The following is a 12,815-nucleotide window of genomic DNA, read 5'->3' as shown; positions in this document are numbered from 1 at the left end:
CGCACGCCGCTGCGGTTTCCGATTGAGAGACGGTTCTACTGAACTTTGGCCAGTTCGTCGTTCATGGCCGCTACGGCCTGGGCAGCGTCGATTTCATCGTCGATATACTGACGAACGACACGGTTGATGGCCTGCGAGTTGATCATTTTCGACGCCAGGGACAATTGCCCCTCGGTCACGCCCCAACGCTGTGCGACGTCAAGACCACCGACGATTTCGTCGATCATCGCCTGATCATAAAGCTCACCCAAGGGTGCCTTGCGATCCACCCCGACCGGCAATTCGGCCCAGGCTTCTGCAAAGGCCGTCGGATTTTCGGCATTGCCTCGGCGGACCGGGAACTTGCCCTCGGGCGCGATTGCCAGCGTCTGAGTATAACCGTCATCCATGGCGTATTTCACGAATTCCATGGCTGCATCGGTGTCCGCGTCGCTGGTGATGCCGAAATACCGGACGTCACCCCAGGCCGCGCCGTCAGGATTGGAAGGGCCGGACAATTTGGTCACGATACCTGTCTTGCCCGCCAGATCACGCGAGGTCGGGTCGTCGTTGATGGTCGGCGGAGCGCTATCGCGCAGACCGGCCAGCTCGTCCAGAATGAAAGGCGACCAGATGATCATTGCCGCTTTGCCGTCAAAATACAGCTCGCGCGATTGCTTCCAGTACAACTCTCCCGGAGGTGAGGCTTTGGAAATCGCCTTGTAGAAATCCAGAACTTCGGTGGTTTTGGCTTCGTCCAGTGGTTGGAAGCCATCCGGACCAACTGGGCTGACGCCATTGGCGAGGAAAACATGCTCCAGAACCTGGCTCATGAAGTTCTCATCAACTTTGGTGGCAGACACGAACCCGTACATCTCGGGCGGATTGTGCAGTTTTTCCAATGCCGCCTGAATATCGGCAAAGGAATCCGGGGCTTCGAGACCGTTTTCTTCGAACAGGTCCTTGCGATAGACGACCATCTGGGTCCAGCCGTCTACAGGCACCGATGCGGTTTCATCGTTGAACGCGGCCATCGCGATCGCTCCGGGTGCGAATGTATCAGCGCCCAGTTCTTCGATCACTTCGGAAGCGGCTTCTGTGTCCAGAATGCCTGCTTCTGCCCATGGCAGGGCATATTGCAGGGTGTGATAAATTACGTCCGGCAGGTCGCCTGCTGCAAAAGCTGCGGTTGCGCGCGTGCCCAGATCGCTTTCCGTCACCGGTATCACCTCGACGGTGGTGCCTGTATCGGCTTTGAACTGATCAGCCATTTCCTGCTGTTTTGCCAGGCGTTCGGGCTGTTCTTCCGTGGTCCAGAAGCGAATGGTATCGGCTTGCGCCGACAGCGCTGACAAGGTCAGCGCAAGGGATGTGCCAAGCAAAAGCCTGGCCGTACGGGTTGCGATGCGAATAGTCATTTGGTTCCTCCCCGGATTATTCGACATGAATGGAAATCTTTTGCGCCAGTTCTTCTGCAGAACAGGAGGGTGGCCCGTCTGAAGCGCGCTCAACCAACGTGGCCTCACCCAACTCGCGCAGCGTATCTGCGGTTTCGCCCCTGATCTGACGGATCAACAGTGTCACAAGCCTGTGCCCGGCCTGGCCGGAATCCACGTTGAAGGTGGTCAATGCCGGGTGGGCATGCTGGCTTTCGGGAATGCCGTCATAAGCAATGACCGAGACATCCCGACCAACCTGCAAGTTCAGATCAGCGGCCACGGTATAAAAGCCCAATGCAGCAAGATCAGTGGCAAAAACGATCGCTGTGGGTGGGCGGTTCAGCCGCATCAGTGCGCGGCCCTGCACGGCCCCTTCCTCTCGGGTTCGGGCTCCGTCGCGCACAAGTTCAAGATCATAGGGCAGACCTGCGATGCCCAGCCCCTCGACAAACCCGTCCCGACGCAGGTGACTGTAGTTGAATTTGAGATCGCTGCCGACATAGCCGATCCGCGTATGGCCGTGCCCGGCCAGCCTCAGGACTGCGTTACGCATTGCGCTTTCGCCGGAAATGTCGAACCAGGATGTACCTTCGGGCGGGTTCGAGCGTCCGTAACCGGTTCGTCCATACAAAATATGCGGCACCTCGAGATGGCGCAGAAGACGAACACGAGAATCATTCACGGCGGTCCGAGGCAGGATGAAGCCGTCGGCCTTGCGCTCCTCGACCAAACGGCTCAGGACTTTCAACGTGTCCTGCTCGGATTTGGCGGTCGAGATTGTCATAGTCCAGTCAAAACCGCTGGCGGCCTCGCACGCACCGGCAAGAAATTCCTGAAGGAACGGATTGTGCCCGTCCGGCTCTTCACTGTTGAGAACCATGGCGATGGCGCGAACACGTCCGGTTCGGATTGCCTGTGCATGGCTCAACGGACGGTAACCGAGCTTTCGCGCGGCGTTTTCCACCCTTTTTCGCGTTGTTTCGGCGATATCGGAATAGCCGTTCAGTGCGCGGGAAACGGTGCTTTTTGACAGCCCCAGATGTTCGGCCAGTTCGTCGATTTTGACGCGACCCGCCGCCGGGGGCGTCGCCCCGTTGTTTCTTGCCTTGGAAGTGGACGGATTCGCGTTCATGTGCTCAGGTTCGGTTCCGAAACCGGTTTCGGCAACAGTTTTGTGTGTATTTTTGGATCGAGCCAAACCCGGATCCGCCGACTACTGATCCAAGTGCCAACATAGATGGTGAATTGCTGGCAACTCCGTCGCTCTGGACAGGCACAGGCTTCCCCGGCGCAAATCCGGCCTGATCACATACGAAACCATCGGGGCGATGTCCGTGGCGGTAGCCGCAAGTGGCCGATCAAGCTCGCAGGGCGATCTTATCCGCTGCGCGATGCAAGACCCAACGAACTCGCGGCAGCACGAAGCTCTGATGCGGCCTGGGCTGGCAGCCCATCCCCCTCGCTTTCGTCGAAAACCGCGTAGGCGGCATATGCGAACCGGGGGGCCGCCTTGACCAGCTTAAGCCACCCGCCTTCAAGTTCCGGTTCGATCACGCGTTTCGGAAAATAACCAGCGGCGGGAATTGAGCGTAGGTATTGAAGGCCGAGGGTTCCGATCCCCAGCTGAAGACGTGGCGTATCAAGCTCGGGAAAGTTCAGCAAATGGTCGGCTCGGAATTCCGGGCCCCAATCAATCAGGATGTAGGCGTTGCCGAGATTGGCTGGCAGGGCATCCGGGCCGCTGGTGACCAGTACAAACTCATCTTCGAAAAGTTGCACCGCAGACAGCCCTGACACGCTTCGCGGCTCGTACATAATTGCGAGGTCCAGGCCGCCCTCTTCAATTTCGCGGGTCAGGGTTGCGGAAGACGCGGCTGACGCTTTGATGGCAACATCGGGCATCAATGTCATCAACTTGGGCAGGGCGTCGGTCAAATAGCCGTCCCATAAGCTCGGCGCCGCACCGATCGCCAGCGCGGCTGTCATCGCCGCCGGAAGGCTTGCATCCAGCTTTGCCTGTGTCCAGGTGCGTACCAGAACCTGAGCGTGTTTGAGGAAATGCCGCCCCGCTGGCGTCAGGGTCGCGCCGGATTTGCCACGTTCAAAAACGGATTGGCCTAGCTGCTGCTCGAGCGTCCGAATCCTCATGCTCACGGTCGATTGTGTGACATGCACCTTGTTTGCGGCATCGAAAAAGGTGCCCGTCTCAACGACCGCCAGGAACGTGCGGGCAAGTTCAATATCCATGAGCCACCTATTTGATTGATCGATATTATCCGTGATAAAAATTCGTTTTTCAATAAAATGAGGCCGTGCCATATCTTATGTGTAGCGCGAAAGTGCCCCTGCCATATCGGATCACCAATCAACACTTCTAATTTCGTATTGCAGCACCCAAGCTGAGGAACCAATGAAGTCTGATACCCGAAGAAATTTCACCGGCACCGGAGCGCTACACCAACCTTGCAATGGGTAGTTGCCCATATCTGACGGAGACTAAAATGGGTCGAGATTCTGTTGTGTCACTGCTCTCGTCGCTGTTTGCCCGGCTTGTGTTCCCCATGCCCGCCGATCTGGATATGGACGGTGACGGCCTGGCCTCATTGGCGGAGCTTCAGACGAAGTATCCTGCAGTCCCTGATGAATTCTTTCTGGAATTCGGCCCGGATGCAGATGGCTTTGTCAGTTGAGTCGAACAATCATCAGGTGCGAGGGAACCGATCCGAACTTCGGCCGTCTGCTATCTGGCGACCGCTTCGAACAAAAGCGCCTTTTGCGGCATGATCAGGAACTCGCCGTCGCGAAAGTGAGTGACCGCCTTTAGTATCTCTGAAGCAACAACGTTGGTGGCTTCCTCTCCCGCCGCGCGAAGCGCCTTTTCGTTCGGAGTTGATAACAGTTCGTCTCGCATGGCTAGCGCGTCGCAGCGCAGTTTTCGGTCGACGGAAATGGTCTTCGGTGCGGCGACGTTGAAACCAGCGGCTCCAATCAATTCGCGAACCTCATCGGCGTCGTTCCATGTGAAGGGTTGAACAGCCGTTGTGGCGGCCGTGTCACCAATGTGGACTTTCAGCACATCGGCAACGACCGCAAAAAAGGGCGGGATCGCTTTCCAGCATGTCACGACAACCAGCGCGTCTGTCTTTACGATCCTTCTGATCTCGGCCAGGGCTGCGGGTTTGTCAGGAAAAAACTGCAAACCATGTTGGCAAAACGCCAGATCGACTGCCCCATCTTTCAAGGGCATCGACTGGGCCGGTGCCTCGATCCATTCAAATCGGTGCGGGCCGTCCGGCGCGTTTGCGCGGGCAACCTGGATCATGGCCGGGTTCAGATCGCATCCGACAATACGAGCGGGTGTGGTCAGCCGCTTGGCCACGGCGCGGGCCATGACCCCCGTTCCGCAGGCCACGTCGAGCACGGTTTTTGCGGGGGGCAACGAAATGGCATTCAGCGTGGCTTCTGCCATCGGGCCGAAAATGGCCGGGACGCGTTGTTTCTCGTATTTTTCCGCTGCAGAGGTCGAAAGATGAAAGGTGTTGTCTTGCGACATTGGATTGCCGTCCGAAGTTTACTAGGCGCGGGTATTGGTTGCCTTGACGGCCCAGGCGCGGGCCGGCAGCACGATCTCGTTCTCGCCAAGATCGGTCTTTAATCTGCCTTTCAGTTCGGCCTGTTGTTTCGGAGCGAGCTTTGCGAGGTAGCCCGGTGCCGGTCCAGCCCCTCGTGTGAACGGGTCCCAGAACGCTTCGAAGTCGGAAAAGCGGGTGTCGCGCTGGATGGGTGCCACATCGCATTGCAGGCCCGCAGCCTTGCAAAGCTCGGTCAGCCCGTCGGGCGTGCATTGAGGAAACCGGGCCGCCTCGTCTAAAATGGCCGCGTTTTCATCAATCGATGCCGCAGCTTTCCAGAAAGTGCTGATGAAGCCCATGCCGCCGCCGGGATAGTCCCAGACATAGAAGCAAACAGTGCCTCCCGGCCTTACAACGCGCATCATTTCCTGCAGACCCGCAGTTGGATCGGGAAAAAAATTGACGGCCAGACCAGACGTCGCGATGTCGAACATCCCGGTCTCGGCAGGCAGAGTTTCCGCACCGCCGACGGCAAACCTTGCGCGGTCATCTGCCGAGTTTTCGCGGGCGAAGGCGACGAAGCCGTCCGACGGATCAACGCCGAGCACGGACTTCGGGCGACAGTGGTCCAGAATGGTTGCGGAAAGCGCGCCGGTTCCGCATCCGACATCTATCCAGTCGGCGTCAGGCGAAGGTGCCAGCCAATCCAGGAAATCGCGGGCGATCTGACGGCTCCACCGGCCCATGTAATGTTCGTAGGCATCACCGGCGGCCCAGCTGTCGAATTTCGCAGATGTGGTCATGACGATGCACCGCCTGTGTCTTCGGGGATCACGGCATCCACTTCGATTTCGACCAGCCATTCCGGGTTCACGAAGCGTTCAATCGCCATGATCGTGTCCACCGGCCGGGAGTCCCTGCAATAGTGTTTCCGCGCCTCGATCGCCTCCTTCCAGTTGTCGATATCCGTCAGGATCACGCGGGTGCGGACAATGTCCTGCAAGCCGGATCCGGCGTCTTCGAGGGCCGCCTTGATGATTTCGAAACACTGTCTGGTCTGGGCATAGACATCGCCGATGCCGACCGTTTTACCGTTTGCATCGACCGGCGCAGTTCCCCCGACGGCGATGAACGATCCGACCCGAACAGCACGGCTGAACCCAACGATCTCTTCCATCGGGTTGCCGTTCGAAACGAGTTGCCGTCCCTTCATTACTGGTTCCCCCAAATTGATGCGCTAGTGTAGAGAATTCTTTTTTTCTTGTCTCAGAAATAATCGACCCGGCAACCTGCGGGGACAGTTCTGTTTGACGGTCTTGGGGCAAGGCATTCCAAGTGCGATTCACACAGATCCGGGCTTGAAAAAGCAAGCCGCCAGGGCATTCACGTGGCCAGTGTTATCTTATCGTTTGGCCTTGGCCACTTGGCCTGACAAGGGAGGGCTTTTGGCACAAAGGAAGACACACCGCCATAATGGGCAGGCCGCTCCATCGACGGCCCTGCCCGCCCCGGCACAGGCCATTCGTGCCGCAGGTGAAGTCTGGTAGATGGTGCAACGGGTTGCGCAGAACGACTCACCTTTTGCTCATAATGCGATCAGTCATAGCTGAGCGACAGGGTGTCCGTCTGCGGCAGCGACTGGCACGTCAGGATCGCCCCTTTTGCAATGTCTGCGTCTTCCAGCGCCATTCGCGCGCGCATGTGGACATCGCCTTTTGCCAGCTTGGCACGGCAGGCACCACAAACCCCGGACTGGCAGGAAAAGGGCGGTTTCAGTCCTGCGGATTTTGCCGCTTCGAGAACCGTTTGGCCGCTGGCCACGTCGACCGAATGCCTGACGCCGCCCAACGTGATCTCTGCTTTGGCAGCCAGACCTTCGACAGTGGTGTCAATCTCTGCCGCGCCGCCATAGCTTTCCATGTGGATGCGATTGGCAGGAACATCCAGCGACATCAGCGATGCTTTCACGGCCTTGTTCATGCCGCCGGGTCCGCAGACGTAATACTGCGCGTCCTGTGCATAGGGCGGGTTTTCGGCAATCAGCGCCTCGATCGCGGGTTCGTCGATGATACCTCTGCGCCAATACTCGGCCGAGGACCAGAAACCGGGTTTGGAAAAGACATGGTGAATGGTCATCCGATCCGGATTGGCTTCCCACAGGGCGTTCAGCTCGTCCAACAACAGGACAGAGTGCTCGTTGTTGTTACCATAAGCCAGATGCGCGAAGGAATTGGGCTCGGCCGCCATGACTGAACTGAGCATTGCGTAAAGCGGGGTGATGCCTGAACCTGCGCCAAAAAAGTAATGGGTACGCCGCGCTGTCGCTCCGGGGTCCAGGAAAAACCCGCCGAAAGGTGGCATCACATCAATCACATCGCCCTTGTTCACAGTGTCATTGACGTGGTTGCTGACGAGGCCGTTCCGGACACGCTTTACGGTGATCCGCAGGGGATCACCCGTGAACGGAGACGAGGAGATTGAATAGCTGCGCCTTTGCTCCTCTCCGTTCACCACGAAGCGGAACGACAGGTGCTGCCCGGGCCGCCAGACGAAGGTTTCGCGCAGGGCGTCGGGCACGTCGAGCATGACTGTCTTGGCCTGGCCGCCGATTTCCTCGCGGGTATCGAGAACGGTCAGCGGGTGGAAGTTTCGCTGTTTCATTTGGCGTCCCCCAACCATTCGAGAACGACTTTCTGATGCTGCACGACCGGGCTTTCACCAACCGCTGCGGGACCGGTTTCGAAATAGGGCGATTTCATCGATTTCTGCTGCTGTTCACATGCGTAGATGTCTTCCCCCGTGAAGTCGCCCGCGACCATCGGGTCATCCTCGCTCATGGCGTCATGGGCTTCGTACTTGCCGCTCAGGCCAAACTTGGTCCAGAAATTCGAGGATTTCATCGACTGCTTGGCAAACTCCCAGCCGGAACTGTTGGACACCCGCCCCCGGTTGGACACTCGCGTCAGTTCGGGGCCGAGCGGCTCAATGATGAAGATGTTCCAACCGTCCTCGGAGCCAGCCAACCCAATCCCCGGGAACAGCATCGGCACCCATGCGCCAGTCATGTCCTCGGGGATCACACGCGGGGCAATCAGCTTGCTTTCCTGATCCTTCAGAAAGTCTTCGACCGGGGGTTCCCAGAACATGTAATGGGGGCCTTCCCAGTGGTACTTCGCGGCCTTGTGGTCGTACATTTGCAGCGTGTTCGAATGCAGGTGGCTCAGGTGGTAGACGTCGATGTAGTTTTCGACGACCACCTTCCAGTTGGCCTTGATCTCGTAGCTGTTGTTCAGGTCTTCATATTCGACCAGTTCCTCGGGTACGTGCGGGCCGATATGCGGTTCCACCGGCCCGAACCATTCAGCGATGGAGGGCGCGCCCGGGTCAGGATGCACAAATATCATCGATTTCCAGATGTCGACCCTGGCGGGTTTCAGACCCAGGCAGGATTTATCTACCTTTCCGAATTCCTCTTGTTCTTCGGGCACCGAGATCAGGTTGCCTTCAAGGTCATAGGTCCAGTCGTGATACGGGCATGTCAGCGCCTTTTGCGTCTTGCCGACGGCCCGGATCAGTTGCGTGCCGCGGTGACGGCAAATGTTATGAAACGCGCGCAGGCGTCTGTCGCGGCCCATTACCACGAAAATGTTGTTTAGCCCGGCCTGAACGGTGATGTACTGGCCGAGTTCGCTGACATCCTCCATGAACCCGGCATAACGCCAGGTTTTTGAAAAGATCTCGCGCATTTCGCGATCGAACCATTCTTGCGAGGTGTAGGCCTCGACAGGCAGCTGGTGAAGCATTCGGGTCATTCGGGTGTTCCCAAGATTGGTGTGAGCCCTAGCCGGGCAGAAAATCGGCGGTTATCAGCAAGATACCGAAGACGACCCAGGCAACCTGGATCAACCAGTACAGAACGGGGTCTTCGTCCCGCGTTACTTCAGACAACAAAAACGCATAGCCCGTGCGGTAACTCTGGACTGTCCAAAACAGGAACAGCAGCCCCCAGAGCGATTGATAGCCAAGCACTGTTGCAATCATCAGCACGGCGAAAGCGATGTAGTTGAGTGGACGCATCTGGATCATGAGCGGTTTTCCAATCCTTCCAGCAGGTTGCCCGCGAGGGATTGTGCGGCTTGCGGCCACTCCTGCGGCATGTTCAACGGCGCCAGAGACGCCACGTTCAGATATAGCGCAACGATGCCATGGGCCGCGACAGCGATCGCGTGATGGTCGGCTTGTGGATGGTCCTTGCTCAAAACACCTGCAATCGCGGCCTCGAACCCCAGAAGGGAGTCTCGGCAGGCGGCGCGCAGGTCTGCATCTTCTGCGGCACGCGCAGTCAGGGCCGCAAACGCCAACACCATGTCCGGGGCCGATTCCATCGTGTCGGAAAACAGAAACTCGACCAGAGCCGGCCCCGCGCCATTTTCCGGAAGCGCGGCCAACAGCGCTTCGGTCTGTTCGGCAAAGCTGTGCAGGACATAGTCCCGCAACGCCATGATCACTTCGTCCCGATTGCCCAGATGGTGTCGGATCAGTGGCCGGGTCAGCCCCGCATCGTCCGCGATTTGCGCAAGCGAGGCTCCTTCAAGCCCGAAACGTGCCACGCAACGCACCAGTGCGTTCATCACCTGTGCATAGCGTTCGTCTCGGTTTGATGGGCGCCCGGCCACGTCAGTTCCAGTACTTCAGCTGCAATGTCGAATTGGCCGTCGCGCCAGTGGCGACAGCCCCATCCTCGAATTTCGGCGGCAAACCCCGGCGCCCCATTCCGGAAAACGCATATCCTTCGGTCGGTACTTCGCCTTTCATGTCCAGATCGCTGTCCAGGTCTTCGTCGTGCATCGCGGCGAAGGCATAGGTGCCAGCCGGAAGGTTGTGAAACGTGACCGAGACCGTCGCACCGGCTGCCGGGACTTGGGCCATTGCAATCGCCGTGGCCACGTCCATCGTCTCAAAGCCCGCGGCCTGATCGAAGGCCGCCACGATCACTGCGCCATTGCCATTCCGCAACCCGTCGACAGTCACCGAAAGTGGTGCAGTTTCGGGCGATTGCGCAATGGCTGCGACTGCGGTGGCAGCAGCAAGGGCCGCCACTGAGACAAGTTTGAAAGGTTGCATCGGGTCACCATAAATTGTCAACATTGACAGTATTTAGGGCGACTTCCATTTATTGTCAACAGTGACAGGTTATTATTTTGGAACGCCAAACTTCAACGCATCCGGGCGGCCTCGGAAGACGCCCTGCAGTGCTCTGCCATTCGTTCGGGATGATAGGTCAGGTTTGCAAACAAGGCCTGCGCCCAGTGCAGTGCCCCTGACGTCAGCAGGAACACTTCGGGCACGATCAGCCACTCTCCAATCCATGCGCCGCCGGACCTTTCGTGTTGGTGAAGGGTGAATTCCCCGATCTGTTCTGCTTTCTGCCGGCCGAGGCGCGATACCGCCTCCATGAATTCAGATGCCCGTTGGTTGCGTTTATGGTGCATGGACGAGGACGCGCCTTTGCCGTTGGCATGTACTTCAGAGATCTCGGCAATGTCGGATGAGGACAGAAGATTGATGTTGTGGGCGATCTTGCAGAGCGTGGCGCAGAGTGATCCCAGTGCAGTCACCACATCTGCAATCCCGTCGCGGGCGTTTTGCCAGTGGGGCGCGACACTGCCCAGCCCCAGGCTTTCCGCGACCGCTGTCTTGACCCTCTCTCCCTCTCCGTTCTTGTAGCCCCGCAGATCACCAACCGGGCCGCCGATTTGCACATTGAGGCCACGACCCGAAGCCTGTTCCAACGCCTTGTTGCGGCGCGCCAGTTCTGACCGCCACACCGCCAGTTTGGTGGCCAGCTTCATGGGAACCGCATGCTGACCGTTGGTGCGCCCCATCAGAATGGTCGAGGGGTAATCGCGGATATGTACGTCCAGCAGTTCGAGCAGCCGGTTGATGCCAATCTCGATTTCCGCAAGGCCAAGCTTCATCTGCATGACCATGGCGGTGTCCATAATGTCCTGTGTGGTCACCCTGTGGTGAACGTGATCTGCATGCGCGCACACCAATGACCGAATCTGTTTCACCAGCCCCACGATCGGGCGCCCGACCAGATCCATTTCCGCAGCCAGTGCTTCGGTATCCAGATCAGAGATACCCACGGCTTCGATCGCCACGGCCGCCTCGGTCGGAATCAGGTTCAGGTCTGCCTGACAGCGCGAAAGGATCTGTTCGACCTTCAACCACGCAGCGATGGTGGCGGGCTCGGACCAAATCCGGCGCATTTCAGCGGAAGAAAAGCAGTTGCGGTAAATCCGGTAATCAAGCATCGCCCAGCCCGCCGTCAGCGATGCGGCGTTCATTCATGATCGACCGAATGCGGAACCCCATGGCCAAAAGGCCGAGCAGCAGGAAACCGGCGGCGATGGGGCGTTCAACAAAGATGAGCGCGCCGCCATCGGACATCAGCAGCGCCTGACGGAAGGTTTCCTCGGCCCCCTTCGCCAGGACGAAAGAGATGACGAAGGCCGCGACGTTGAAGTCGAATTTGCGCATCAGCCAGCCCACAAATCCGGCCACAGTCATGACAGTCACGTCGAACATCGAACCTCGGGCGGAATAGGCGGCGACAAAGGCAGTCAGAAAGATCAGCGGGTAGAGCACGTTGACCGGAACCTTCAGGATCAGGCGCGCAACCTGCGTGGCCCCAAAGTAGCCGATGATCCCGTAGGCAAAGATCCCCAGCATCCCGCAGGCAAAAAGCTGATAGACCAGTTCCTTGTCCGTGAGAAACAGGGTGGGACCGACCTGAATGCCGTGGATCAGGAAAACGCCCAGCAGGATGGCCCCGATGGTCGAACCCGGGATGCCAAGCGTCAGCAGCGGCGCCATCGATGGCCCGGAAACCGCGTTGTTGGCGGCCTCGGGCGCGGCGACGCCTTCCAGCGCACCCTTGCCCCATTGCTCGGGGTTTCTGGCGCGGCGCTTGCCTTCGCCGTAAGAAATGAAGGCCGCAATGGCCGAGCCTAGCCCGGGAAGAACCCCGATCCCCGCGCCGATGAATCCGCCCCGGATGGCATGCGGGATGCAGGGCTTGTATTCTTCAAAGGTCAGGCTGTGCCCGGTAGGGTCGCTTTCGTTTCCACTGACTTCACCTTTGGCCTTCTTGCGCTCTTCCAGTTGGGCAAAAACCTCGCCCAGAACGAAGACGCCGATCATAAGAGGCACCAGTCCAATGCCATTCGACAGATCAAAAGAACCAAACGTGTACCGTTCTTCGCTGGAAATCGGGTCGAGACCGACCATGGCCACAAGGATGCCGAGCAGGGCCGAGATCAGGCCCTTGGTGATGGATTTTCCGATCACGGACCCGATCACCACGAAGGCCGCGAAGTAGATGGCGAAGGTTTCGGGCGGGCCGAGTTTCAGCGCGATGGCGGCGATGAAACCGACACCCGCCACAAGCAGGATGTCCCCCATGAAATCGCCGATAACCGACGAGATCGTCGCAACCTTCATCGCCTTACCTGCCTTGCCTGCACGGGCCAACGGATAGCCGTCGATCTGCGTCGCTGCACTTGCCGCCGTTCCGGGCGTATTGAACAGAATCGCGGCTACCGAACCGCCATAACGCCCCGATTTGCCAATCACATAGAGAAACGCCAACGCAAACAGAGGCGGCATGTAGAAGGTAATGGGCAGCAGCATTGCGATGGCCGCCGAGGCGGTCAGGCCGGGGGTGGCACCGACGATCATGCCGACGGCAGCTGCTAGGACAATCGCTAACAGGAGTGTCGGATCGGTGATGACCGACAGAAGGGCGGGAAAGATCTCCATC

At 58.5% G+C, this 12,815-nt stretch carries 14 protein-coding genes; 1 reads left to right on the top strand and 13 read right to left on the bottom strand.

What is annotated here, in order from left to right; genetic code table 11:
• Positions 1–35 precede the first annotated feature (35 nt).
• The 3 genes from ACR1XU_RS18165 to ACR1XU_RS18155 all read right to left on the bottom strand — a co-directional run bounded on the left by ACR1XU_RS18165 (position 36) and on the right by ACR1XU_RS18155 (position 3,665).
• Complete coding sequence (locus tag ACR1XU_RS18165) at positions 36–1,397, bottom strand: extracellular solute-binding protein (RefSeq protein WP_170808046.1); 1,362 nt, start codon at positions 1,395–1,397, stop codon at positions 36–38.
• A gap of 16 nt (positions 1,398–1,413) precedes the next feature.
• A complete protein-coding gene (locus tag ACR1XU_RS18160; RefSeq protein WP_480909102.1) occupies positions 1,414–2,616 on the bottom strand; it encodes a LacI family DNA-binding transcriptional regulator in 1,203 nt (400 codons plus the stop codon).
• A 179-nt stretch (positions 2,617–2,795) separates the two neighbouring features.
• A complete protein-coding gene (locus ACR1XU_RS18155) occupies positions 2,796–3,665 on the bottom strand; it encodes a LysR family transcriptional regulator (protein ID WP_480909100.1) in 870 nt (289 codons plus the stop codon).
• 254 nt (positions 3,666–3,919) lie between these two features.
• On the opposite strand from ACR1XU_RS18155, the gene ACR1XU_RS18150 reads away from it, so the two are divergent.
• Positions 3,920–4,108, top strand: coding sequence for a hypothetical protein (locus tag ACR1XU_RS18150; protein ID WP_170614043.1), 189 nt, complete (start codon positions 3,920–3,922; stop codon positions 4,106–4,108).
• 50 nt (positions 4,109–4,158) lie between these two features.
• Here the strand turns inward: ACR1XU_RS18150 and ACR1XU_RS18145 are convergent, their stop codons facing one another.
• The 10 genes from ACR1XU_RS18145 to ACR1XU_RS18100 form a co-directional block, all read right to left on the bottom strand.
• Entirely contained in the window at positions 4,159–4,971 is an 813-nt protein-coding gene (locus ACR1XU_RS18145) for a class I SAM-dependent methyltransferase (RefSeq protein ID WP_480909098.1), read from the bottom strand.
• Between the two features lie 21 nt (positions 4,972–4,992).
• Positions 4,993–5,793 carry a class I SAM-dependent methyltransferase gene (locus ACR1XU_RS18140; RefSeq protein ID WP_480909096.1) on the bottom strand — a complete coding sequence of 267 codons (801 nt, stop codon included), beginning with the start codon at positions 5,791–5,793 and terminating at the stop codon, positions 4,993–4,995.
• Positions 5,790–6,203 (bottom strand): RidA family protein, encoded by a 414-nt coding sequence (locus ACR1XU_RS18135; protein WP_480492366.1) that lies wholly within the window; start codon positions 6,201–6,203, stop codon positions 5,790–5,792. Before ACR1XU_RS18135 ends, ACR1XU_RS18140 begins: the two co-directional genes overlap by 4 nt.
• 383 nt (positions 6,204–6,586) lie before the next feature.
• The gene (locus tag ACR1XU_RS18130; RefSeq protein WP_480909094.1) at positions 6,587–7,651 is read right to left on the bottom strand and encodes a 2Fe-2S iron-sulfur cluster-binding protein; all 1,065 of its coding nucleotides are present in this window, start codon (positions 7,649–7,651) and stop codon (positions 6,587–6,589) included.
• Positions 7,648–8,802 carry an aromatic ring-hydroxylating oxygenase subunit alpha gene (locus ACR1XU_RS18125; RefSeq protein ID WP_480909092.1) on the bottom strand — a complete coding sequence of 385 codons (1,155 nt, stop codon included), beginning with the start codon at positions 8,800–8,802 and terminating at the stop codon, positions 7,648–7,650. Before ACR1XU_RS18125 ends, ACR1XU_RS18130 begins: the two co-directional genes overlap by 4 nt.
• Positions 8,803–8,830: 28 nt before the next feature.
• Entirely contained in the window at positions 8,831–9,076 is a 246-nt protein-coding gene (locus ACR1XU_RS18120) for a hypothetical protein (RefSeq protein WP_170808052.1), read from the bottom strand.
• On the bottom strand, positions 9,073–9,666 hold the full coding sequence (locus tag ACR1XU_RS18115) for a TetR/AcrR family transcriptional regulator (protein WP_480909091.1): 594 nt from the start codon (positions 9,664–9,666) through the stop codon (positions 9,073–9,075). Before ACR1XU_RS18115 ends, ACR1XU_RS18120 begins: the two co-directional genes overlap by 4 nt.
• 1 nt (position 9,667) lies before the next feature.
• Positions 9,668–10,114, bottom strand: a complete 447-nt coding sequence (locus tag ACR1XU_RS18110) for a DUF2141 domain-containing protein (protein ID WP_480909090.1) — start codon at positions 10,112–10,114, stop codon at positions 9,668–9,670.
• Positions 10,115–10,206: 92 nt separating this feature from the next.
• Positions 10,207–11,340 carry a lyase family protein gene (locus ACR1XU_RS18105; protein WP_480909089.1) on the bottom strand — a complete coding sequence of 378 codons (1,134 nt, stop codon included), beginning with the start codon at positions 11,338–11,340 and terminating at the stop codon, positions 10,207–10,209.
• Positions 11,300–12,814 (bottom strand): tripartite tricarboxylate transporter permease, encoded by a 1,515-nt coding sequence (locus tag ACR1XU_RS18100; protein ID WP_480915645.1) that lies wholly within the window; start codon positions 12,812–12,814, stop codon positions 11,300–11,302. Before ACR1XU_RS18100 ends, ACR1XU_RS18105 begins: the two co-directional genes overlap by 41 nt.
• Position 12,815 lies beyond the last annotated feature (1 nt).

Source organism: Ruegeria sp. D1(2025) (assembly GCF_056536425.1).
Note: the sequence above shows the minus strand (reverse complement) of the source record. Positions and strands in the feature narration are given on the sequence as shown.

Coding starts and splice junctions, on each gene's coding strand:
- ACR1XU_RS18145 (WP_480909098.1), bottom strand. CDS start 4,971: ATGTCGCAAGACAACACCTTTCATCTTTCGACCTCTGCAGCGGAAAAA.
- ACR1XU_RS18110 (WP_480909090.1), bottom strand. CDS start 10,114: ATGCAACCTTTCAAACTTGTCTCAGTGGCGGCCCTTGCTGCTGCCACC.
- ACR1XU_RS18125 (WP_480909092.1), bottom strand. CDS start 8,802: ATGACCCGAATGCTTCACCAGCTGCCTGTCGAGGCCTACACCTCGCAA.
- ACR1XU_RS18165 (WP_170808046.1), bottom strand. CDS start 1,397: ATGACTATTCGCATCGCAACCCGTACGGCCAGGCTTTTGCTTGGCACA.
- ACR1XU_RS18120 (WP_170808052.1), bottom strand. CDS start 9,076: ATGATCCAGATGCGTCCACTCAACTACATCGCTTTCGCCGTGCTGATG.
- ACR1XU_RS18105 (WP_480909089.1), bottom strand. CDS start 11,340: ATGAACGCCGCATCGCTGACGGCGGGCTGGGCGATGCTTGATTACCGG.
- ACR1XU_RS18155 (WP_480909100.1), bottom strand. CDS start 3,665: ATGGATATTGAACTTGCCCGCACGTTCCTGGCGGTCGTTGAGACGGGC.
- ACR1XU_RS18130 (WP_480909094.1), bottom strand. CDS start 7,651: ATGAAACAGCGAAACTTCCACCCGCTGACCGTTCTCGATACCCGCGAG.
- ACR1XU_RS18140 (WP_480909096.1), bottom strand. CDS start 5,793: ATGACCACATCTGCGAAATTCGACAGCTGGGCCGCCGGTGATGCCTAC.
- ACR1XU_RS18150 (WP_170614043.1), top strand. CDS start 3,920: ATGGGTCGAGATTCTGTTGTGTCACTGCTCTCGTCGCTGTTTGCCCGG.
- ACR1XU_RS18135 (WP_480492366.1), bottom strand. CDS start 6,203: ATGAAGGGACGGCAACTCGTTTCGAACGGCAACCCGATGGAAGAGATC.
- ACR1XU_RS18100 (WP_480915645.1), bottom strand. CDS start 12,814: ATGGAGATCTTTCCCGCCCTTCTGTCGGTCATCACCGATCCGACACTC.